The 19,943-nt window shown below is 62.9% G+C and carries 30 protein-coding genes and 1 tRNA gene; 18 read left to right on the top strand and 13 right to left on the bottom strand.

Annotated elements, in window-relative coordinates:
* Nucleotides 1-440: 440 nt before the first annotated feature.
* On the bottom strand, nt 441-1,025 hold the full coding sequence (locus NKI21_RS30055; protein ID WP_352611222.1) for a hypothetical protein: 585 nt from the start codon (nt 1,023-1,025) through the stop codon (nt 441-443).
* 125 nt (nt 1,026-1,150) lie between these two features.
* On the opposite strand from NKI21_RS30055, the gene NKI21_RS30060 reads away from it, so the two are divergent.
* Nucleotides 1,151-1,522, top strand: coding sequence for a nuclear transport factor 2 family protein (locus tag NKI21_RS30060; RefSeq protein ID WP_352611220.1), 372 nt, complete (start codon nt 1,151-1,153; stop codon nt 1,520-1,522).
* Between the two features lie 840 nt (nt 1,523-2,362).
* Here the strand turns inward: NKI21_RS30060 and NKI21_RS30065 are convergent.
* The 4 genes from NKI21_RS30065 to NKI21_RS30080 all read right to left on the bottom strand — a co-directional run bounded on the left by NKI21_RS30065 (nt 2,363) and on the right by NKI21_RS30080 (nt 4,946).
* A complete protein-coding gene (locus tag NKI21_RS30065; protein WP_023813806.1) occupies nt 2,363-3,118 on the bottom strand; it encodes a phage terminase large subunit family protein in 756 nt (251 codons plus the stop codon).
* 374 nt (nt 3,119-3,492) lie between these two features.
* A complete protein-coding gene (locus NKI21_RS30070; protein ID WP_352868824.1) occupies nt 3,493-4,194 on the bottom strand; it encodes a terminase large subunit domain-containing protein in 702 nt (233 codons plus the stop codon).
* Nucleotides 4,115-4,537 carry a hypothetical protein gene (locus NKI21_RS30075; RefSeq protein ID WP_352868827.1) on the bottom strand — a complete coding sequence of 141 codons (423 nt, stop codon included), beginning with the start codon at nt 4,535-4,537 and terminating at the stop codon, nt 4,115-4,117. The genes NKI21_RS30070 and NKI21_RS30075 overlap by 80 nt, the downstream gene beginning before the upstream one ends.
* On the bottom strand, nt 4,530-4,946 hold the full coding sequence (locus tag NKI21_RS30080; RefSeq protein WP_352441240.1) for a hypothetical protein: 417 nt from the start codon (nt 4,944-4,946) through the stop codon (nt 4,530-4,532). Before NKI21_RS30080 ends, NKI21_RS30075 begins: the two co-directional genes overlap by 8 nt.
* Before the next feature lie 716 nt (nt 4,947-5,662).
* Between NKI21_RS30080 and NKI21_RS30085 the strand changes: the two genes are divergently transcribed.
* Both NKI21_RS30085 and NKI21_RS30090 read left to right on the top strand, forming a co-directional pair.
* Complete coding sequence (locus tag NKI21_RS30085) at nt 5,663-5,932, top strand: hypothetical protein (protein ID WP_023813812.1); 270 nt, start codon at nt 5,663-5,665, stop codon at nt 5,930-5,932.
* Between the two features lie 73 nt (nt 5,933-6,005).
* Nucleotides 6,006-6,311 (top strand): hypothetical protein, encoded by a 306-nt coding sequence (locus tag NKI21_RS30090; RefSeq protein ID WP_023813813.1) that lies wholly within the window; start codon nt 6,006-6,008, stop codon nt 6,309-6,311.
* 58 nt (nt 6,312-6,369) lie between these two features.
* On the opposite strand, the gene NKI21_RS30095 is transcribed toward NKI21_RS30090, so the two are convergent.
* Complete coding sequence (locus NKI21_RS30095) at nt 6,370-6,798, bottom strand: DoxX family protein (protein WP_352441241.1); 429 nt, start codon at nt 6,796-6,798, stop codon at nt 6,370-6,372.
* A gap of 566 nt (nt 6,799-7,364) precedes the next feature.
* Here NKI21_RS30095 and NKI21_RS30100 point away from each other — a divergent pair.
* The 4 genes from NKI21_RS30100 to NKI21_RS30115 all read left to right on the top strand — a co-directional run bounded on the left by NKI21_RS30100 (nt 7,365) and on the right by NKI21_RS30115 (nt 8,842).
* Nucleotides 7,365-7,544 carry a DUF3606 domain-containing protein gene (locus NKI21_RS30100; protein WP_023813816.1) on the top strand — a complete coding sequence of 60 codons (180 nt, stop codon included), beginning with the start codon at nt 7,365-7,367 and terminating at the stop codon, nt 7,542-7,544.
* A 263-nt stretch (nt 7,545-7,807) separates the two neighbouring features.
* The gene (locus NKI21_RS30105) at nt 7,808-8,251 is read left to right on the top strand and encodes a GFA family protein (RefSeq protein ID WP_352868831.1); all 444 of its coding nucleotides are present in this window, start codon (nt 7,808-7,810) and stop codon (nt 8,249-8,251) included.
* 94 nt (nt 8,252-8,345) lie between these two features.
* Complete coding sequence (locus tag NKI21_RS30110; protein WP_023813818.1) at nt 8,346-8,582, top strand: DUF982 domain-containing protein; 237 nt, start codon at nt 8,346-8,348, stop codon at nt 8,580-8,582.
* A gap of 14 nt (nt 8,583-8,596) precedes the next feature.
* Complete coding sequence (locus NKI21_RS30115; protein WP_023813819.1) at nt 8,597-8,842, top strand: DUF982 domain-containing protein; 246 nt, start codon at nt 8,597-8,599, stop codon at nt 8,840-8,842.
* A gap of 91 nt (nt 8,843-8,933) precedes the next feature.
* On the opposite strand, the gene NKI21_RS30120 is transcribed toward NKI21_RS30115, so the two are convergent.
* Both NKI21_RS30120 and NKI21_RS30125 read right to left on the bottom strand, forming a co-directional pair.
* Complete coding sequence (locus NKI21_RS30120) at nt 8,934-9,068, bottom strand: hypothetical protein (RefSeq protein ID WP_023813820.1); 135 nt, start codon at nt 9,066-9,068, stop codon at nt 8,934-8,936.
* A 91-nt stretch (nt 9,069-9,159) separates the two neighbouring features.
* Complete coding sequence (locus tag NKI21_RS30125; RefSeq protein ID WP_023813821.1) at nt 9,160-9,468, bottom strand: hypothetical protein; 309 nt, start codon at nt 9,466-9,468, stop codon at nt 9,160-9,162.
* A gap of 147 nt (nt 9,469-9,615) precedes the next feature.
* Here NKI21_RS30125 and NKI21_RS30130 point away from each other — a divergent pair, with 147 nt between their 5' ends.
* Nucleotides 9,616-10,554, top strand: a complete 939-nt coding sequence (locus tag NKI21_RS30130) for an alpha/beta fold hydrolase (protein ID WP_352868834.1) — start codon at nt 9,616-9,618, stop codon at nt 10,552-10,554.
* Here NKI21_RS30130 and NKI21_RS30135 read toward each other — a convergent pair.
* Complete coding sequence (locus NKI21_RS30135; protein WP_127297318.1) at nt 10,534-11,082, bottom strand: MgtC/SapB family protein; 549 nt, start codon at nt 11,080-11,082, stop codon at nt 10,534-10,536. The genes NKI21_RS30130 and NKI21_RS30135 overlap by 21 nt on opposite strands.
* Nucleotides 11,083-11,223: 141 nt before the next feature.
* Nucleotides 11,224-12,291: a sensor histidine kinase gene (locus tag NKI21_RS30140; protein ID WP_352868836.1), complete on the bottom strand. Its 1,068-nt coding sequence runs from the start codon at nt 12,289-12,291 to the stop codon at nt 11,224-11,226.
* Between the two features lie 199 nt (nt 12,292-12,490).
* Here NKI21_RS30140 and NKI21_RS30145 point away from each other — a divergent pair, with 199 nt between their 5' ends.
* From NKI21_RS30145 to NKI21_RS30170, 6 genes are all read left to right on the top strand, one after another.
* A complete protein-coding gene (locus NKI21_RS30145; RefSeq protein ID WP_023813825.1) occupies nt 12,491-12,967 on the top strand; it encodes a pyridoxamine 5'-phosphate oxidase family protein in 477 nt (158 codons plus the stop codon).
* Between the two features lie 375 nt (nt 12,968-13,342).
* The gene (locus NKI21_RS30150) at nt 13,343-13,636 is read left to right on the top strand and encodes a hypothetical protein (protein WP_352441244.1); all 294 of its coding nucleotides are present in this window, start codon (nt 13,343-13,345) and stop codon (nt 13,634-13,636) included.
* An 82-nt stretch (nt 13,637-13,718) separates the two neighbouring features.
* A tRNA-Gln gene (locus tag NKI21_RS30155) sits at nt 13,719-13,792 on the top strand.
* A complete protein-coding gene (locus tag NKI21_RS30160; RefSeq protein WP_352868839.1) occupies nt 13,766-14,080 on the top strand; it encodes a hypothetical protein in 315 nt (104 codons plus the stop codon). The genes NKI21_RS30155 and NKI21_RS30160 overlap by 27 nt, the downstream gene beginning before the upstream one ends.
* A 33-nt stretch (nt 14,081-14,113) precedes the next feature.
* On the top strand, nt 14,114-14,299 hold the full coding sequence (locus NKI21_RS30165; RefSeq protein ID WP_352441245.1) for a hypothetical protein: 186 nt from the start codon (nt 14,114-14,116) through the stop codon (nt 14,297-14,299).
* 198 nt (nt 14,300-14,497) lie between these two features.
* A complete protein-coding gene (locus tag NKI21_RS30170) occupies nt 14,498-14,704 on the top strand; it encodes a hypothetical protein (RefSeq protein ID WP_013530768.1) in 207 nt (68 codons plus the stop codon).
* A gap of 92 nt (nt 14,705-14,796) precedes the next feature.
* Here NKI21_RS30170 and NKI21_RS30175 read toward each other — a convergent pair whose 3' ends face one another.
* Nucleotides 14,797-15,039, bottom strand: a complete 243-nt coding sequence (locus NKI21_RS30175; protein WP_023813828.1) for a hypothetical protein — start codon at nt 15,037-15,039, stop codon at nt 14,797-14,799.
* Between the two features lie 281 nt (nt 15,040-15,320).
* On the opposite strand from NKI21_RS30175, the gene NKI21_RS30180 reads away from it, so the two are divergent.
* On the top strand, nt 15,321-15,638 hold the full coding sequence (locus tag NKI21_RS30180; RefSeq protein ID WP_023813830.1) for a hypothetical protein: 318 nt from the start codon (nt 15,321-15,323) through the stop codon (nt 15,636-15,638).
* Nucleotides 15,639-15,741: 103 nt separating this feature from the next.
* Here NKI21_RS30180 and NKI21_RS30185 read toward each other — a convergent pair whose 3' ends face one another.
* Nucleotides 15,742-16,611, bottom strand: a complete 870-nt coding sequence (locus tag NKI21_RS30185; RefSeq protein WP_352868841.1) for an NmrA/HSCARG family protein — start codon at nt 16,609-16,611, stop codon at nt 15,742-15,744.
* A gap of 103 nt (nt 16,612-16,714) precedes the next feature.
* Between NKI21_RS30185 and NKI21_RS30190 the strand changes: the two genes are divergently transcribed.
* The 3 genes from NKI21_RS30190 to NKI21_RS30200 all read left to right on the top strand — a co-directional run bounded on the left by NKI21_RS30190 (nt 16,715) and on the right by NKI21_RS30200 (nt 19,347).
* A complete protein-coding gene (locus NKI21_RS30190; RefSeq protein ID WP_352441248.1) occupies nt 16,715-17,605 on the top strand; it encodes a LysR family transcriptional regulator in 891 nt (296 codons plus the stop codon).
* Between the two features lie 424 nt (nt 17,606-18,029).
* Nucleotides 18,030-18,275 carry a DUF982 domain-containing protein gene (locus NKI21_RS30195; protein ID WP_023813833.1) on the top strand — a complete coding sequence of 82 codons (246 nt, stop codon included), beginning with the start codon at nt 18,030-18,032 and terminating at the stop codon, nt 18,273-18,275.
* Nucleotides 18,276-18,345: 70 nt separating this feature from the next.
* Entirely contained in the window at nt 18,346-19,347 is a 1,002-nt protein-coding gene (locus NKI21_RS30200; RefSeq protein ID WP_352441249.1) for an aldo/keto reductase, read from the top strand.
* A 57-nt stretch (nt 19,348-19,404) separates the two neighbouring features.
* Here the strand turns inward: NKI21_RS30200 and NKI21_RS30205 are convergent, their stop codons facing one another.
* Nucleotides 19,405-19,893: a GNAT family N-acetyltransferase gene (locus NKI21_RS30205; protein ID WP_352441250.1), complete on the bottom strand. Its 489-nt coding sequence runs from the start codon at nt 19,891-19,893 to the stop codon at nt 19,405-19,407.
* Between the last annotated feature and the right edge of the window lie 50 nt (nt 19,894-19,943).

The following is a 19,943-nucleotide window of genomic DNA, read 5'->3' on the forward strand; positions in this document are numbered from 1 at the left end:
ACCTCAACCTCTGCAGACGATAAGTGACAAAACTGTTCGCGATGTCCTCGCACACCTGTTCGCGATGTCTCCGGTCCAAACACCCCCTTGCGGGGGAGATGTCCGGCAGGACAGAGGGGGGGTGCTGTCCCTCGGCCTATCGGCCAAACACAAAGCGCCTTCGGCTGGGCGTGAGATATGCGGAAGGGTAGCGATCCTTCACACCCCCCTCTGCCCTGCCGGGCATCTCCCCCGCAAGGGGGGAGATCGGCTAATCACCCCCGCCTTTTCATCACCCTTGCATGCCGTCGCCACACCCACCAGTCCCACACGCGCTTCCTGAAACTGCGCTTCATCGCGGTCATGGTCATAGCCCCAGCAGCACGCGGCGCTGGCCGGTGAGGCTGCCTGGCGCGAGGTCGGTCTTGATGGTGCCGGCGGTGCCGTTCCGCTGTTCGAGTTCAGCCCGCAATGCCACCTCGCGCGCCTGCACGTCCTTGTCCTGCGCCGTCGGCGTTGGCGGCAACGGCTTCAGTTCCGGTGGTTTTTGAAACAGACACATGGTTCCAGCCTTCTCCAAGATTAGAGGTTCTTGTCCAGTCGTAGAGGAAAAAGTCTTCGCCGTTGCGGCCGTAACCCGGCAACAGGCAGCGTTGCGTCGCGCCGAGCCGACCGAGCCAGCGCAGCGCCAGTTCATTGGCGGCCAGCGCCCGCGCCTCGACCCGCCAGGCGTCCCGCGCCGCGACCTGAGGCCCAAGCACGGCGTGAAAGAACCCGGTGATCCCAGGCACGCAGCGCTTCATGCGGCGCGTGCCCCAGCTCCAGGCGATCCACAGGCCGCCGCGCTGTTCGGCAGCGCCAAAGCCGGCCTCCGGATTGCCGTCCAGCTCGGCGACATAGGCAAAGTCCTGCAGCGCTGTCAGCGCCAGCAGCGCCGGCGACCAATGATCGAGCTGGCAGTCGATCTCGGCCCGGTCCTCAGGGCGCAAATTGGCTGCGATGTAGGACAGGTCGCGCAGCGTCGCGGGTATGATGCGAAGGGGCATGAGCAGGCCTGAGCAATAGAATGCAGTTCTCGCTTCCGGGCGGCGTCTCGGCGGCCTGCGCACTTGACCGTCCCCGTCGCCAGTGACCTACTTCGGGCATCGACGGCTACCCAGGAGACGGGCGAATGGACATTCGAGCGACACTGACGCAGCTATGCGATGCCTTCAACGCGCACGATCTCGATCGCATCATGGCGTTCTTCGCCGACGACTGCGTCCTGGAGATGCCGAGGGGAGCCGAGCCCTGGGGAACCCGTTGCGAGGGCAAGCGCAACGTACGGGACGCGCTGGCGACACGCTTCGAAGGCTTGCCCGATGTCCACTACGGCAAGGCTGAGCACTTTGCCGACGAGGCTGCCGAGACCGGCATGTCGAAATGGACCCTCACCGGCACCACCCGCGAGGGTGTGAAAAAGGAAGTTCGAGGCTGCGACTTCTACACGTTTCGCGACGGCAAGGTGATCCGCAAGGATTCTTATTGGAAGATCGTGGAGTAGCTTGCGGCGTCAATACGAATTGCGGTGGTGTGACGGGTAAGAGTGCACTGTCATCGTATTCGCTTACAGACAGGTTCTCGTCCACGCAGCCGAATGATTTTGTGCCGTTCAGACAGGATAGGGTCTATTTGCAATCCCGCTCTCGACTCGTTGCTGACATCCCCGCATACAGCGCTTATCTTCCATGAAACTCCAGCACCAAGCAGTTCAGATAACGCCAGTGATTTCAGACACAAAGATACTAAGCGACACAGTGGCTAGCGGTATCGTCTTCATTGTCCTCGCCTCGGCCACACTCTACTGCGTTCGTGAACTTTTGTCCGCGTGGAGAACAGGCTCCATTCGATCAAAAACAGGGCTCGTTCTCCGAAGCTCAGACGTTCTGACTTTCCGACGCCTGGTTGGCGTTACCACCTTCGCAGTGCTTTACTTATACTTTGCCTTTTTGCTGTCGTGGGAGCGGCACTCGCCGTCTCGACTCTCTTTTTTCTGGTGGCTTTGGCTGCCAAGTTTAGCCGATAAGCTAGAATTACGGTGCCGGTGCTTCAGTCCGGAGGTTCGCTGCGGTCACATGGTGCAACCGATAAAAGTGCACTGTCACCGTAATTCACCGTAATTCGGTGTTGCGGACTACAGGCGCAGGGCCGGCGCGCCCTGTCTCTTCGTCATCCTATGGCGGAGCAAGGAGCGGAGCGACGCGGCGCAGACCATAGGATCCATGCCGTGACCTTGGAGCGCTGCTACGTCGCAGGATTCTGACGTGCCGCGTTCCCCGGCGACCATCACGGCATGGATTCTCGGGTCAAGCCCGAGAATGACGAAGTGTGGGGAGCCTTGCCCCTACCGAAACGCCCCCAGCGGGTCGCTCTGCCCCGCCGGCCTTCTCGCCGACCTGAACTCCGCCGGGTCCACCACCGCCTCGCGCAGCATCATCACGCCATAGCGTGTCGCCGCCATCAAATCATCCCGCAGCTTCACAACCTGGCCATCCCTGCGATGAAACAACCTAAATTCCTCAAACCAGTCGGCGAGCGTGGCAAACACCTTGAAGCGGCCGCTCTGCATGCGGTCGAGCATCTCCATCAGCCCGGCCTCGACCGAGACCGAACCGTCGGGGAATTGCGCGTGGCGGGTCAGCATGTTCAGCCCGTGTGCCGAATACTGCCGGGCGAGCGCCACGCCCGCCCCTTCCAGCGTTTCGCGGCGGCCGTCGCGCGGCCAGGCGAAGGGCAGCCATTCGCCCCATGGTTTGAGCGTCAGCGTCTGCATCGCCGGCGTCTGCTGCGAGGCCCGCGCAGACTTGGTGACATAGACGACATCGGCCTCCGTATCCCAGGCCAACTCGACCGCGGCCGAAGGATGGTCCCAGCCGAAATCGAGCGCGCCGAGCCTTGGCCAGTAGCGCGGCAGCCGGAACGGCGCGCAGGCGATCAGCGCCTCGGCCACCGGAAAGATGCGGCCCGAACCCAGCACCGGAATGCCCCGAGCCCGCGCCTCGCGCTCATGCGCCGGATAGGCCGCGACGATCGCCGCGCGCTCCTGCGGCGTGTAGTGCGCGGCATCGTCGATGGTCATGAAGGTGACGTGTCGAGACATATCAGTCTGCCTAAATTATTTGCCGGGACGAGTAACTGCCATTGATAATACTGTTTATCAATGCAAAGCTGCTGGCCAATTGGGGGAGATACATGATCCGCATAGCAATCGTTGTGGCCATTGCCGCGACCGCGTCGGCATGCCAATCGAACGTTCCGTATGATACGAGTAAGAAAACCTGCAAGATGTACGCCAATTCTTCAGGGTTCCAACGCGAAGTTTGTATCCCGGACACACCAAATAAAGTATGCAATGTCTGGTACAACCAGATTACGGGTGATGAAAGGATATGGTGCCAACCGCTAACCCGGAAAGCAACCGATCCCAAGGCCCGCGCCAGACAGCTTGCGGGCAGCAAATACCCTTGAACGTCTTCATCCGCTGCCTTTGGCCATCCCCTCCACTTGCGACGCCGACAGAAACAACAGCACCACATCCGACATCCCAAGCAGCGGCGTGAACGTCACGATGGTGATGCCGCCCGTCGCATTGGTGCGGGTCAGGCCTTCGGAATAGATGTCGAGCGGCGGTTCCTCGTCGAACCAGACGCCGTGCAAAGTCTCGCCCTGCCATTTCTCGCGGCCCTTCTCGAAACTCTTGAACGACAGCACCGATTCATCGGCCTGCACGTCGCCGCCGCCACCCCAGCGCACCACGACGCTGTCCAGCGCGCCCGGTGCGCCGCGGCCCATGAAGGTCTGCACAATGGCGTCGGCCGGGATCATGCCCGTGCCCCAGGCCGCCTGCTGCTGCGGCGGACCGACCAGCACACGCTGCGGATTGTCACGCGTGCCTTCGCCGGTGACGCCGGCCGCCCACAGCCGAACGGCCGTGTCGAAAACCTTGCCTTGCCACCACTGGGGATAACGGCCGGTCAGGTGCATGGCCCATTCGGCGCCCCCTGCCCTGGTCTTGCCGAGCTGGTTGCCGGCCATGAACAGGCGCTCGCGGTTCTGCGCGCCTGCAGCGTGAAACTCGGCCTGGCGTTCATACGGTCTATAGGCCGCCAATTGATTGGTCCGGCGCCGTCTGTCCAGTTCGGCCAGTAGCACCAGATATTCCATCTTCACGGACATCACCGGGCTCTTCGAGGAACGGTTTGACGATCGTCTCGAGGGCGCGGATACGGCTACGGATCTCGTCATCGCTCAGGCCGTCCATTTGGTTGATCGTGGCATCGAAATCCTTGGGCAGCACCGACAGCACGATCTTCAGATACTGGTCCGGCTTGTCGGCTCGCACCTGGGCGATCACGCCGGCGCCATAGGCGCGGAAATCAGCCCGCACGGCAGCCAGGAAATCGTCGCCCAGTGTCTTCTTGGCGCGCTTGCGGCGCGGCTTTTGCGCGGCCGGTTTGGCGGCGGGTTTGCGCTTTGCCGGCTTGCGGCGCGTTGGCCCGGCGGCGGTCTTGTCAGTCACGGACGTCACCACCCACGGCGTTGGCAGCGGGAATGCCGGCCTTCGGCATCGATCCGGCCCGGCTGGCCGGTTTCTTTGAACGAGCGGATTTCTTCCTGGTGCGCTTCTTGGCTCCCTGGACGCGCTTTGGCTTTGCCGCGTCGGCAGGCTTCGCCGCCGGGGCAGGCCTTGCCAGACCGGCCCGCGCCCTGAGACGCGCCATGACCAGACCGACAAGGTGCCCGGCGATGCCGGCCTGCGAGAACCCGAACTCGCCAGCGTCGTCCCGCACCATGCCGATCTTTACGCCGGGCGCGACCTCCTCGAGACGCCCCAGGCGTGGCTGCGGCGCAATGCCTTCGAATTCGCCGATCGCGCTGACGATTTCCTGGCCGTCAGCATCGGTGATGATGGTGGCGTAGCGGGTCATGGGTGTCTCTCGGATTGCGAAATGAGTCATCGGGCGAAGGATGGCATTCCTTGGCGCCCCCTCTGTCCTGCCGACATGTCTAGCCCAGCAACAAAAAACCCGCCTCAGGGGCGGGTCGTTGGCGCAACTCAGCACCATGGACAAAAATGTAGCATAGCTGCACTCACCCCGTCAACCGTTTTCTGAGAAAAAATTCCTAATTCGGTCAAACCCGCCGGCCGCATCCCGCACCATGCCGATCTTTACGCTGGGCGCGACCTGCTCGACACGCCCCAGGCCTGGCTACGGCGCAGCACCTTCGAATTCGCCGATGGCGCTGACGATTTCCTGGCCGTCAGCATCGGTGATGATGGTGGCGTAGCGGGTCATGAGTGTCTCTCGGATTGCGAAATGAGTCATCGGGCGAAGGATGGCATTCCTTGGGGCCCCCCTCTGTCCTGCCGACATGTCTAGCCCAGAAACAAAAAACCCGCCTCGGCGGCGGGTCGTCGGCGCAACTCAGCACCATGGACAAAAATGTAGCATAGCTGCACTCACCCCGTCAACCGTTTCCTGAGAAAAAATTCCTAGATCGATCGCAATTCCGGCCTGACCGACGCTGGCAAAGCGCGTAAAACCCTGCTTTTGCCGGCGGCTGGTCACAAGCCGGCAGGTGTGAAATCATTCGTCGAAGCTCATGGAATGATTCCCGTCGCACGGCCTTGTGGGAGAGGACGATGGACAGACCAGCCATGGCATCCGTGTTCAGGATGCGGCATGCACCAGCCATGGTTTCCGGCGTGCGCAGCACCGGCCAGGGTCAGGCGGATCCGGTCATCCGCGTGCGTTCGCTGGGCGAAGCCATCCGTTTCGTCGCCAACGCCTACCCCCAATACGACATCGGCGCCGTCGCCATCAGCTGTGGGGATGTTTCGATCGGCAGCCTCGGCAGCCTGGAGGTCAAGGCGCTGTGGCGCGAATATGGCGAACGGCTGACGCAGGAATAGGCGTTCGCCCGCAGCCTTTCTGGAGCGGAAATGCCGCTCGCGCGTTTCAACCCCAGTCACGGGAGCAATCGCCATGAATGTCGCCAACCTGCAACTCGAAGGCCTGTTGATGGCCGTCGCCTCGATCAACCGCCTCCTGGTTCAAAAGGGGGTGCTGACGGCGGAGGAAATCGACCTGGCCTTGCGCAAGACCGAGGCAGGCGAAACCAACCAGGAGCGGTCCGAAGGCATGTCCGCGTCCAGCCGCGACGCCGTCAACTTTCCGATCCGGCTGCTGGAACTCGCCAACCAGTGCCAGCCGGAGGCGGAGATGCCGTCTTTTTCGAAGCTGGCCCGCATGGTCGGCAAGATAAAGGAACCCTACAACGACCAGCTGTGAGGGGGTGCCAAGGCAGGCCCCGGCGCGCGTCCTTCGCGCGGTGCCGGTCGGTCTCGCCTCAAGCCCTGCCCGGCCATCCCAAATTGAGCGAAAGCACCTTGCCCGGTCCATGCACGGCCGCAAACAGCAGTCCGGCCAGGAACGAAAAATGGTCGACGAAGAAGCCGAACTCGGCCTGGTTGCCGGCCCAGTGGCTGGGTCCGTGGAAGGCCAGGGCGAGGAACAGCACATAGGCGGCGGCGACAAGGGCCGCCTGCGAGAAGAAGGCGCCGGTCAGGAAGCACAGCACCAGCGCGACTTCCAGGATCGCAGCGCACCAGGCCAGGAACAACGGAAACGGAAAGCCGGCGGCGGCGATATAGCCGGCGGTCGCCGCCATGCCCATGAATTTGAAGGTCACGGCCATCAGGAAGACGCCGGCGAAGATCAGCCGGGCGATGAGAAGGGCCGCGGTCTGCCACGGCGATTGAGTGATTTGCGACGACATGCTCGTTCTCCAGCTTTGCAGGTTGCTCGCTCCTAGGACGCGCGACGGACGCCAGGTCCGACACATCAGGCCAATTTTTCTCGAGAGGCCCGAACGGCTTCCGGCGCCGCCCGCGATTGAAACTTGTTGGTAATCACGGAAGTGCTATCGTTAGTCGGGGCTAATGCACCGGCGTGCCGGCGCAGCGATTTTGGGTGGGCTGAAATTTGCGTACAAGCGTCAGGTTTGGGGAGATATCTCATAGCGTGCGGTCGGCGACGCTGGAATGCAGCGGCTGCGGCGGCGCTGGCCAGGTCTTCCAGTGTCCGCGCTGGACGAGTTCCAACGGCCATTGCTGCCCTGCCGGTACGCACCGGCGCGGCTGCCCCGGCCTCAGCGCGGCATGCTCCGAATGTGACGGCGACCACACTGCCGACGCCGACCCCATGCGGCCATCGGCCTGATACATGCCTATCGCAGCCCAGGCCGTGTCGTCTGGTGGAACCGGCGGCGCCAATCTGTGTTATGTCGTGTTGATCGCGGGCGCCGAAGGCTGCGCGTCCCGACAACAGAAAGCGAGGCCTGAGATGGCTGACGACAAGTCGAAGACGAAGCAGGACCGCAAGCAGGTCTCGAGTGAAGAGCCCTACGAGGTTGCCGCCTTTGCCCGCAAATACGGCATTCCGCCAAGCGAGGCACAGACCATCATCAAGCGCTACGGACCCTCGCGCAAGAAGCTCGACGCCCATATGGCGGCCCGCGGCTAGCGCATGTCGCCCAAAAGTGGATCTCGGTTTTGGGAGAACGACATGCATGAAGCGGGTCGTCTGAACTCGTTCGGGCGCGGCGCGCTTTAGGCCCGAAACCATTTCGCCTGGACGGCGTTGAAGATGCTGCGGGCCGTGTCAACCGGGCCTGGTGGTACGGTGAACAGGATGTCTTTTTCCCGGTTTCTCATCCTGGCCAACGAAACGGCAGACGAGCATCTGTCCCACCCGGCCCGCAGCGCCACGCATTGAGGGAGGTTGTCATGTCCGACACCATACGCAGGACCGGCAGCTGCCTGTGCGGCGGCGTGCAGTTCCAGGTCAGCGGCCCGCCGTTGCGCGTTGGCCTGTGCCACTGCAAGGATTGCCGCAAGGCCGGCGGTTCGGTCTATTCGGCCTTTGCCATCTGGCCGCGCGAGGCCTTCGAGACCACCGGCCTCGTCAGTTCCTATGGCACGCGCAGCTTTTGCCCGACCTGCGGCGGCCGCGTCGCCTGGGTCGACGACAACGAGGCCGAGGTGGCGATCGGCAGCCTCGACATCGCGCCGACCGATCTCGTGCCCGAATATGAATTGTGGACCTCCAGGCGCGAGACCTGGCTGCACGCTCTGCCCGGCACCGAACAGTTCGAGCATGACCGCCCAGCGGCGCACAACGCCGAAGCGCCGACGCCGAGATCGCTGTCGGACATCGACGCTGAGATTTGATCTCCGGGGAAGGGAACCCTGCCCTGCCGCCGACGTTACCGGATGCCTCTCACGCATGCCGTCCAGCGACTTGCGGCAATCATGGAGACGACCGTTGAACGACAAGATGTTTCCCCGCCCCATCAGGTTGAAATTCGCGCCGGAGCGCGAGCGCATCATCCGCAGCGCCTGGGAAGGCCTGGAATGCCTCGGCGACTGGCCGGCTGGCCAGGGACGGCGCTACCGAGCGGCGTTGCGCAGTTGCCGCGATGCGCTGGATGGCTGGACGCCGGCGGAAAAAGCGATGCGGGCGATGATCGACGCCGCGCGCGAAGCAAAACTCCTCCAGTAGTTGGAACAGGGGCCATGCCTGATCTCATTTTGCCCACACCGATGCGGATCAAGCCGCATGGGTCGGATACGATCCGCGACGTCGCCACGCTCAAGGATGCCAGCGAAATCCTGATCGACTGGCCGCAGGCCAAGCGCGGGCCGTTCTACCAGGCGGCGCGCGAGAAGGTCGAAGCCGCCCTGGAAACCAAGATAGGTGCTGCCGAGGCACAGGAAGCGTTCGCAGCGCTCTGCAGCCACTCCGGCGTTTTGGTGCGATAGCGGTTTTCAATAGAAGGCAGGCGGGGCATCGTGCCTCGCCTGCTTCGTGCAAATCGGTCCTGATCACTCCGTATCCGAATAATCGATCCGATTATTCCGCCGGAAGCTCGCCCTGTACGATCGGGTGAGAGGTTTCGAAGCCAAAACTCTTTGGCGCCAGCAGAATCAAGGCAATCACGATCGCTATCGAGGCAAGCAACGTGGCAGTGGCTGCAATATCTCTCACGATAATCTCTCCAAATTTCAAGTGGTGAGAAAAACGCTCCCAAGATAACGAGGTTCCATTAGCTTGCGCGATAATACCAACGAGCCGGCGTTTATTGTTTCGGCGGCTGGGGCGGCACTTCACCAGGCTTGATCACCGGCGTCTTGCCTTCGTCGGGAGCGGGCGCCGCCATGCCCTGGTCGCCCGTCGGGGGTGGTTTCAGCACGCCGCCGCAGTCGTTGAGCTTCGCGGTCAAATTGCCGTCATCGGCCTGCTGTTCAGGCTGCTGTTTTGCCCCTTGCTCGGTCTGAGCCCTGCATTTGTCGGCCTGCAGCGCCTGGCTGTCGTTCTGCTGCTGGGCCGCGGCCGGCACTGCCAGCGCCAGCATGAGGCCTAGTGGCATGATGGCGAGAGTTCTCATCACTGCCTCCTTCTTTTCTTTCACGGCCGCCCGCGGCGACCTTCCCTTCACAGGGATAACGCCTGTCGAAGAAAAAGGTTGGCCGCCTCGCCGGGCGGCATTGCAACCAAACCCGTTTGCCGGCCGTTGCGCGTGCCGGAGGCGGTCATGTTCGAAGGTTTTCAAAACACGGAAATCGACATTGGCGATGCCGGCATATACTGCCTGCGTGCCGGCGGCGGCCCACCGCTGCTGTTGCTGCACGGCTTTCCGCAAACGCATCTGATGTGGCGCGACATCGCCCCCGCTCTGGCCAGCCGGTTCAGCGTCGTCTGCGCCGACCTGCGCGGCTATGGCCGCAGTTCCTGTCCGACGTCCACTCCGGACCACGCACCCTATGCCAAGCGTGCCATGGCCGCCGATATGAGGAGGCTGATGGAGAAGCTGGGTTTCAGCAGCTTCATGGTCGCCGGTCATGATCGCGGCGGGCGTGTCGCCTACCGCATGGCGCTCGACCATCCCGACAGCATCGACAGGCTCGCCGTTCTCGACATCGTGCCGACCGCCGATGCCTGGGACCGGGCCGACGCCAGGCTGGCGCTGGGCTATTGGCCATGGTCGCTGCTGGCGCAGCCAGAGCCGTTGCCGGAAAAGATCCTGTCCGGCGCCGCCGAGGCGATCGTCGACAATGCGCTCAACGGCTGGGGCTCGCCGCCATCGGCGTTTCCAGCCGAAGTGCGTCAGGCCTATATCGAGGCCTTGCGCGCGCCTGCCCACGCCCATGCCATCTGCGAGGAATATCGGGCGGCAGCCACGCTCGACCGCGAGCACGACCATGCCGACAAGGCAGCCGGCCGGCGCATCCGCTGCCCGCTGCTGGCGCTATGGAGCGGTCAGGGCGCCTTGGCGGATTGGTATGCCGGCGAAGGCGGGCCGCTGGCGCTGTGGCGCGGCTGGGCCGACGATGTGCGTGGCCAGGCGATGCCGGGCGGGCACTTCTTTCCCGAGGAGAATCCGGCGCGCACGGCCGATCTGCTGGCCGGCTTCTTCGGTGAAACCAGTCACGGCATTTCCCGGCGATCGGAATTACCTTCGCCCTTCCTTTGATCGGGCCGAAGCCCCCTCCTTCTCCGCCTTTGCCTGACTACCTTCATCACCGGCGGCAAGGCCGGGTCCGCGTTCGAACCGGCGCAGAAAGCCGGCAACGACCAGCACGATCAGCGTGCCGAACCCGGCCACTTGCCAAAGACCCAGTCCGCAGGCGACGCCGATCGCGCCCGCCAGCCACATGCCGGCGCCGGTCGTCAGCCCATGCACCTCGCCGCGCGAAAACATGATCGAGCCGGCGGCGAGGAAAGCGACGCCGGCGGTCACCGCCTCGACCACCCGGATCGGATCGACCTTGACCGATTCCCCCGCGAACATCGGCGCGTGCACGATCTCGACCGTCAGGATGCCGAAGGTTGCGGCGGCGACGCAGACGAGAATATGCGTGCGAAGTCCGGCCGGGCGATTGCGCCATTCGCGTTCGAAACCGATGACCGCGCCATAGAGCGTCGCCAGCAACAGCCGCGCCGCGATGACCGGAAACGAGGTGTAGGTGGAATGGCCGAATTCCTCCACGAGTTGTTCCATGATGTCCCCTCCGAAAGCGTGACGCCACAACGCGGCCACCGGGTCACGGTTCCTGAATCCACCGCCAGGTGCGGCAAGGATGCGGCCGCTTTTGAAAACGCATCTGCCAAAGGGAGGTTGATGGAACCAGACCTCAAGGGCTCAGGAAGGCTCGGTTTCGGGCAGGTCGGCGCCGAGCTCCGGAACGATGATCGAGTCCAGGGGCGCCGTCAGGGACCATTTGAGATGGCCCGGGCTGCGATCCAGCACCGCCAAGCCGTTCAGCGATTGCGGCGCGACCCGTTGCAGGACGACGGTGCCGAAACCCTTGCGCGTGCTTTCGTCTTGCCGCCCCCCGGGCCGCTCTCCTTCACGCACCGGCATCGTCTCGTCCCAAACCAGATGGATTTCCCGCTTGTCCGAAACGCCTTCAACGATCCGCCAGGTGATCTCGAGCCGCCCGGCCTCGCTCGCCAGCGCGCCATATTTTGAAGAGTTGGTGCCGAGCTCATGAAATGCCATGCCGAGATTTTGCACGGCATTCGGCTGCAAGGTCAAAAGCGGTCCGGACAGCGATACCCGCGCCTCGTGGCCGAACGGCTTGAGCTGCTCCTGGGCGAGGTCGAAGAGGCTGGCGCCGGCCCATTCCGAGTTCACCAGCAGATCGTGCGACCGCGACAGCGCCATGATGCGGGAGCGGATCAACTCCTCGAACTCGCGCGGATCGGTCGAGCGTTTGCTGGTCTCCCGGATCATCGAGAGGATCACCGCGAACTGGTTCTTGACGCGATGGTTCACCTCGCGGAGCAAAAGCCTGATCCGGCGCTCGCTCTCCTTGCTGGCGGTGATGTCGCGGGCGATCTTCGAGGCGCCGATGATCTCGCCGGACGCGTTCCTGATCGGCGAAATGGTCAGCGACACGGCGATGAGGCCGCCGTCCTTGCGTCGGCGGATCGTCTCATAGCTTGCCAGCAGTTCGCCTTTGCGGACCCGGCTGATGATGTCGGTCTCTTCATCCTTGAGATGATCGGGGATGAGCATGAGCACGGACCGGCCGACGGCCTCTTCGACGGTGTAGCCGAACATGCGTTGCGCCGCCGCGTTCCAACTGGTGATGATGCTGTTCAAATCCTTGCTGACGATGGCGTCGAAGGACGAATCGACAATCGCCGCCAGCCGCGCATCGGCGGTAATGGCGATCAAGGCATCAAAGCCCGCCAAATCTGTCACTGTCGACCCCTTCTCCCTCATGCGCGGATTGCGCGCATGGCCACCAATGCGCCGCGGTGGGTTTTGGTTGCAATCGCCTCCCAACATTCCTCCCAGGAACAGTCCAGGCAGTTCATGACTGGACCTTGCACTGGAACCTTGCGCGCTTGCGCGAGTTGCACCCGACACCCCCATGGATGGCTCAATAAGGAGGCACACGATGAGCGACGGCGATCTCGACCGGGTCTGGAAGCTGATGGACAGGATCGGTTTCTGTATGCTGGCCACCCGCGAAGGCGATGACATCCGCTCGCGACCCATGGCGGCGCATGTGGTGCGCGACGAAAACGCAATCTACTTCCTCACCGATGTCGACAGCCATAAGGACGACGAGATCGAAGCCGAGCCCAATGTCGGTCTCGCCTTCGCCGATTCAGGCGGCCAGAAATATGTTTCCGTCAGCGGTCTGGCGGCGGTTTCGAACGACCGCGCCAAGATCAGGGAGTTGTGGTCGACCCCGGCCAAGGCCTGGTGGGACAGTGCCGATGACCCTTCGATCCGCGTGCTTAAAGTGACGCCGAAAGATGCCCAGTATTGGGACAGTCCCGGCACCGTGGTCAGCTATGTGAAGATGCTGGCGGCAACGGTCAGCGACAGCCGCCCGGAAATCGGTAACACCGGCAAGGTCAGGATGTAGCCGGACGGCGTCGAGGACCTCAGGCAGATGTGCGAATGCCGGTGGGGCGCAGCGAATATCGCCGGTGCGGCACACCGGTGCCGATCAGTCCGGCTTGGGAGGGTCAGGGGCATTCGGTGCTGGATCGGCGTCGGCATCCCTTTGCGGACAGTCCTCGTAGCTGTGGTCGCGGCCGCCGCAAAAAGAACAGCACATGGCCTCGCAATCCCCGTTTCCGGGACGCCATTGCGGGGTTTCGTAGGGCTTCCTGCCATTCATCCCCAGCAATGCACGACGGACCATTTGGTTGCGCCGCCACCGACGGCCGGCCGGCGGTTGCGGAACCACCCGCCGGGATGCGAGTTTCGGCCAATACATCCATTCGAGGGAACAGCCATGCCGATGCGCCGAATTGCCTTGATGGCGGCAGCGATCTTGCTGGCCGCGACCGGCCTCGCCGAAGCCAGGCCCGATACCCGCACGATGAGTTGCGACCAACTCCGGCAACTGCTCCAAAGCCATCATGCCGTGGTGCTGACCACCGGCCCCAACACCTATGACCGCTATGTCAGGCAGTTCGGCAACGAATGCGACTGGCCGGAGGTGCCGATGTCGGCCTATGTCCCGACCCGTGACGGCAACTGCCCCGTCTACCGCTGCGAGGAACCTGTCACCAACTTTCCGGACTGAGACCGCGCCTCAAGTCGCTTTGCCGCCGCATTGCGTTGATCCCGGCGCGGGAACCGGCTAGGGGTGGGGGCAACTTGCATTTTCCCGCTTCGTCTAATGGTAGGACAGCGCCCTTTGAAGGCGTGAATCGTGGTTCGAGCCCATGAGCGGGAACCAGCAAGCAACCAATCGTTCGGCTGGTTCGAAGCTGCGCGCAGACTGGCCAGCCGGCTTCAGCGTATTAGCGCGCGCTTGTATTTCACTCGAAGCAGGATCATCATCCTGGCCGACAGTGGATCGAAGGGGTGCAGCGACATGGAACTGAGTTGCTTTGACGGGGGCGTCCTTGCATCGGCGATGTCCCTGAACATCACGGCGGTTTTCACGATATTGGCCGCATTTGCCGCATTTCGGCTGGTTGCAATATCGCGCGAAGGTTCTGCCGACCAACTCCAGACGGCGTAGCCCGCAGAGAACCTCCTGTGCAGGAGAAGGCATATGGCCGCCAGAAAGGTGATAGCCGTCAAGGACTGGTCTTGCGGCATGAGCGACGAGCTTGGCCGCGTCGTCCTGACCATCAACCCGACCGAGGGTGAGCCCATCCTGGTTTTGATGACAATTTTCCAGGCGGCAAGGATGGCCGGGGAATTGCGGGCGCCGAAACTCGTCCCCATACCTCGGTGAGGCAGCGCCCCCGGGCAAAGCGATCAAGCTCGCCGAGGCAGCCCCAACGCCCTCCCCGGCGAGCCCTGTTGCTCCGTTACGATGAACAATGGAGCAATTACTGCGTTACGGATCCGGGCGCCATTAAGTTGCATCCGGCCTCCTGAAACCATTTCGCGGACCCCGCGTTGACCACCGGGCCGACACAGGAGACATCTCATGACCGTCAACTGCCGCATATCGATCGACAACCGGCCGGAGGCCACGGACGCCGTTTTCCAGGCGGTTCCCCGGATTGGCGAAAGCGTTGCGCTGTCGATCGACGGAACCACGCAGGATCTGCGGGTATCGCGCGTCGTGCACGTCACCAATGGCAGCCTGGAAGGTGCCGCGATCGTCGTCGAAGTGACGACAAACATCCTCTGAATCGAGAGTTATCGTCCGCTACGCCGGCCGGCACCGCGCGGCGACCGCCGACCGTTGCGGGGACCAGGGCGGCCCACGCGCGGTGAACCGCTCTACTCCTTGCCGCCGTCGGAAATGCCGTTGCCGTCGGCGGTTGGCAGGATGCCGAAGTCTTGCGACTTCGCCCCTTGCTCCGCCGTCAGGAAGCCATCCGCGGCAAGACCGCGCCGCAGCAATTCCCTGACGGCGGCCGAACGGCTCGGCATGCGCTTGTCGAAGCGCCAGTTTTCCAGCGCCGCCAGTTCGTCTGACGTCAGCATGATCTGCAACCGTTCCGGGCGTTCCAGTTCAGTCATCGCGCTTCCCTCGCTCTGGACCACGTTTACGTCGAATGAGCATTCAACTCATTTACCTCATAATTAGGAAACCGCTCCTAGCGCGTCAAGACCTCGCGATGTGTGAACCGCTTCTCGTGCTCATGATGAGCCTGACGGGTATTCGGCGTAAGGCGCACACTTGCATAACTATGCTAACTGGTTGATTTATTTGGGTATTATTTAATTCGTGACTTGCCAAGGCGAAGTCTTTGCCGCATTGTGCGATCTGAACAGAAAACCGTTCCCTTCGGGAGGTTTCGATGCGGTATAATTACTCGGCGCGACTGCGCGATGACGTCCGTTCAGCGGTCCAGATCGCCTTCAGGAAGACCGGCATCGTCAGCATCACGGCGGTGGCGGAGCATGTAAGGGTCAGGAATCTGGCCGAAAACGTCGCCCTCGAGGACGTCGAATACCTTGTCTTCCAGGCAGCCCAGTTGATTGGCGCCGCAATTGAATTCGACGGGCTCACCAATTTCGACGGCGTAGCTGGTCTGTTCGTGGATGGGCTCGGTGGCGACGGTGGCGAGCACGTGATCGCCCAACTCGACAGGCCTGGTCCGGCAACCCTGCAGTAGGGCAGTTCCGGCTGAACGCGCATTTGTCCCGTGCCAGTCAGGGGGCCTCCTCAAAAGGCCGCCCTGCTGTTTCTGTACCCTGATGATGATGAGAGCTGTTCCGTCAGGCGGAGCCGGCGATTTGTGAGGCGAAGTCCCGATAGGGACGCAGCGGGCGGCCCAGAAGCGCGGTCAGCCGCTCGACGTCCCCGGCCTCGGGCAGCATGCCGTCGGTCAGGAACCGCTCGCCCATCAAGCGCATGTCGTACGCCATCCAGGCAGGCAGGAACTGCTTGAGATTCTGCTCGAAACCTTCGGTATTGTCGCCGCCGTAGCTGATCGGGCGTGCGAGCACGTCTGACCAGATGGCCGCGATATCCGTCCCGGTCAGTGTCTGCGGACCGACGAGATTGATCCGCTCCAGCGCAAGCGGCCCTGCGGATCGTTCCCGACGCAGCAGCTCGAGAGCGGCGATGTCGGCGATATCACGCACGTCGACCATGGCGAGCCCCTTGGTGCCGATCGGCATTGTGTAGGTGCCGTAGCCGGTGATGACGTCTTCGATCATCAGGTCGTTCTGGATGAAGTAGGCCGGGCGCAGGATCGTAGCCTGGAAGCCCATCTGCTCGATCATTCGCTCGACGCCGAATTTGCCGGCGAAATGCGGCACGTTCACATAGACGTCCGCATGGATCACCGAGAGATAGACGATCCGCTCGATGCCCGCCGATCGGGCGACGTTCAGCGCGACCAAAGCCTGGGTGAATTCGTCCGGCACCACGGCGTTCAAGAGGAACAGGGTGGAAACGCCGGACATGGCTTTGCGCAGCGAATCGACATCGAGAAAGTCGCCTTGCGCGACCGATACGCCCGCCGGGAAGCTGGCTTTCGACGGATCGCGGACGAGAGCACGGACATCGGCGCCGCGCTTGACGAGGTGCTCGACGACTTGGCGGCCAACATTGCCTGTGGCGCCGGTAACAAGGATGGTCATGGAATTTCTCCTGTTGGGTTGCTTGACAGGCCCAATATGTGTGGCTCACAAACAGTCAAACAGGCCGAAATTTTAGACGTACCGTCTCACTGGTGGAACACTCATGGATCTTCTGGCCCTGACCGATTTCAACCTCGTTGCCCGCCATGGGGGTTTCGGCAAAGCGGCAAGGGCCACCGGCCGGCCCAAGGCAACGCTGTCCCGGCGGGTTGGAGACTTGGAGAGCAGCCTTGACCTGCGCCTGTTTGAACGGGGTGCGCGCAACCTGAAGCTCACCGAGGAAGGGCGAGCACTCTTCGAGCGGACGGGGACCTTGCTCGCCGAGCTGGACGAGACGGCCGCCGAGATCGCCTCGGGCGGCCAAAGACCCAAGGGCAGACTGCGGATCAGCGCACCTCTGCATTTTTCTCAAACCGCGATGGGAAGGATCGCCGCGGGATTTACCCTCAAGCATCCCGAGGTGAGGCTTGAGGTCACGACGGAGGACAGGGCTGTCGACATGATCGAGGAAGGTTACGACCTGGTGATCCGGGTCAATCCGAAACTCGACGAAAGCCTGGTCGGACGGGCGTTTCTCCGCGACCGCCTGGTCGTTGTGGCGAGCCCGGACCTTCCTCGTACGACCGGTGGGCAGGCCGCTCCTGGCGTTGCACGCGGCACAGGCGAACGCCAGACATGGCACGTGAAGGACCATGGTGGCCGCTCGACGATTGCGGTTGAGCCTGTCCTTGCTCTGTCGACGCTGATCATGGTGCGGGATGCGGTGCGGGCCGGCGTCGGTGTTGGACGTCTCCCAATTTCCCTGGTGAGCCACGATTTGGCTGACGGCACCCTGGTGAATTGGGGGGACATCGATGGCCCGGAGATCGCTCTTTGGACGCTCTACCCCTCCCGGCGGCTGCTCAGCGTGCGCGTGTCGGCGTTCCTGGATTTTCTGAAACAGGCCTTCCCGAATGGGACGCCGGACGAACTGGCCGCCTATATCGGCAGGTGATGCCCGGCCGCTTTCGCCGGCAAGAACCTTTATTTTTCGCGGAATGATTTCCGGCGGAACAAGTTGGGGTGACGAAAATTACCTTGTCACCCTTACAAGAGGAGGACGTCGTGAAAGGCTTGGGCAGTCTCCTTGCCGAACTGTCAGCCAGCTGGCTCAAGCGCCGCAAGGCGCAGGCGCCCACTGTCGTGAACACAGTCAAACCCCGCCCCGCCCATCAGGCGCCGCGGCAACGTGCCGCCCACAAACCCAAAACACCGTCCACCCGCGACGTCTCCTCGAACATGTGAGCCGCGCGGACAAGATGGGGTCGCCCAATGCCATTGGGAGGTATCGGCAACTCTCACGCCGGATTGATTGGCATCGACGAAACCTTTGAGCGGCCATAGGCGTTTATCGCTTCAGCCCTATCGAGGTGGTTCCAATGCAAACGGCATGGTTCTCGAAGCCTGTGGCGGTTTCGGTCGGCGTCACCGGTTCCATCCACCATCTGTCCAACACACAGCAGGCCATTGATTTGCTCACCACACATTGGCGTGACGCAGGCAGCCCGAAGCATCAGTCCGCGCTGCGCGCCTGTCGGCGGGCGACGAGCGGCGATGTCGCCCCCGACGTCGCCAGGGCGGCGCTCGTCGAGGCCGCGCGTGAAGCCCACATCCTGATCGAATAGAGTGTCGATTGAATCGGCCAACGTCGATGCGGCTGCTATAGTCGCGCATCCCCTCCTTGGAGACCCCACCATGACCCTGAACACACGCAAGCTCGGCAGCCAGGGGCTGCAGGTCTCGGCCATCGGCGTCGGCTGCATGGGCATGAGCCAGTCCTACGGCCCGGCCGACGAGGCCGAATCCATCGCCACGCTGCACCGTGCCATCGAACTCGGCTGCACCTTCCTCGACACCGCCGAGGTCTATGGCCCTTACGACAACGAAGCCCTGCTTGGCCGGGCGCTGAAGGGCAAGCGCGACCAGGTGACGATCGCCACCAAATTCGGCTTTCGCATCGAAAACGGCAAGCAGGTCGGAACCGACAGCCGGCCCGAACACATTCGAGAGGTCGTGGAAGCCTCGCTCGGCCGCCTCGGAACCGACCATATCGACCTGCTCTACCAGCACCGCGTCGACCCCGCGGTGCCCATGGAGGATGTCGCGGGCGCCGTCGGCGAACTCGTCGCGCAAGGCAAGGTGCGCTTCTTCGGCCTGTCGGAGGCGGGTGCGGCCAACATCCGCCGGGCGCATGCCGTGCATCCGGTGTCGGCCGTGCAGAGCGAGTATTCGCTGTGGGAGCGCAATCTGGAGCCGGAGATCATCCCGCTGCTTGGCGAACTCGGCATCGGCCTGGTGCCGTTCTCGCCGCTCGGCCGCGGTTTTCTCACCGGCCAGGTCAAGCGCGCGGAAGACTATCCCGACGGCGATTATCGCCGCAACGACCCGCGCTACCAGGGCGAAAACTACGACGCCAATGTTGAGGCGGCCGCCAAGGTGAGCGACATCGCCGCTGCCCGCGGCGTCAAGCCCGGCCAGGTCGCGCTGGCCTGGCTGCTGGCGAAGGGCGACGGCTTTGGCATCGACATCGTGCCGATCCCCGGCACTAAGCGCACAAAATACCTGGAAGAGAACGTCGCCGCCGCCGCCATCAAACTCGATGCCGCCGAGATGGCCGCGCTCGACGCAGCGCTTGCGCCGGGAAAAGTCTCCGGCCCGCGCTACACCGAGCGGGGCATGGCGATGGTCGATCGGTAGGGGTGCCTGCTCCAGCGTCCGCGACGGTCTCGCCAAGGTCGTTCCGAATAGACAAGGCTACCGAAAGCCCAGATGCTTCCGATAGCAGTGGGTTTCCACGGTGAACCTGCCGGCGACATCGTCCGGCAGCCAAAGTGCGTCTTCGAAGGTGCGGCTCAAGCGCCACCCTTCGCGGGCATAAAATCTCTGCGCGCGGAGATTTCCCGCCGTGCAGAAAAGCTCGGCCTCCGCCACGCCTTGTTCGGACAAGAGATGCTCGGCGCGTAACAGCAGATCGCGGGCGGTCCCGCTTCCCCGTGCTTGCGGGCTTACATAGAGTTTCACCAGCTCCGCTCCGTTGATGGAGACGAAGCCAAGCAATTCATCGGCTGCCGCCACATGGAATGCATCGGCGGATTGCTCCAGCCACAGCGAAAAATGCGCGGGCGTTCGGTACGCCAGGATTTCGGCCGGAATCAGATGCGCATGGGCATCATGCCAGCCCTGGTGCCATAGTTGCACGATCGCCGGCTGGTCGGCTTCTTGGGCTGGGCGAATTTCAAGCATTCCTCACCGCCTGCAAAAGTCTGGGATCTGCCGCGCCAGGGTCATTTGCC

The sequence above is a fragment of the Mesorhizobium sp. M0715 genome (assembly GCF_040320355.1).
In the GTDB taxonomy this organism is placed as follows: domain Bacteria; phylum Pseudomonadota; class Alphaproteobacteria; order Rhizobiales; family Rhizobiaceae; genus Mesorhizobium.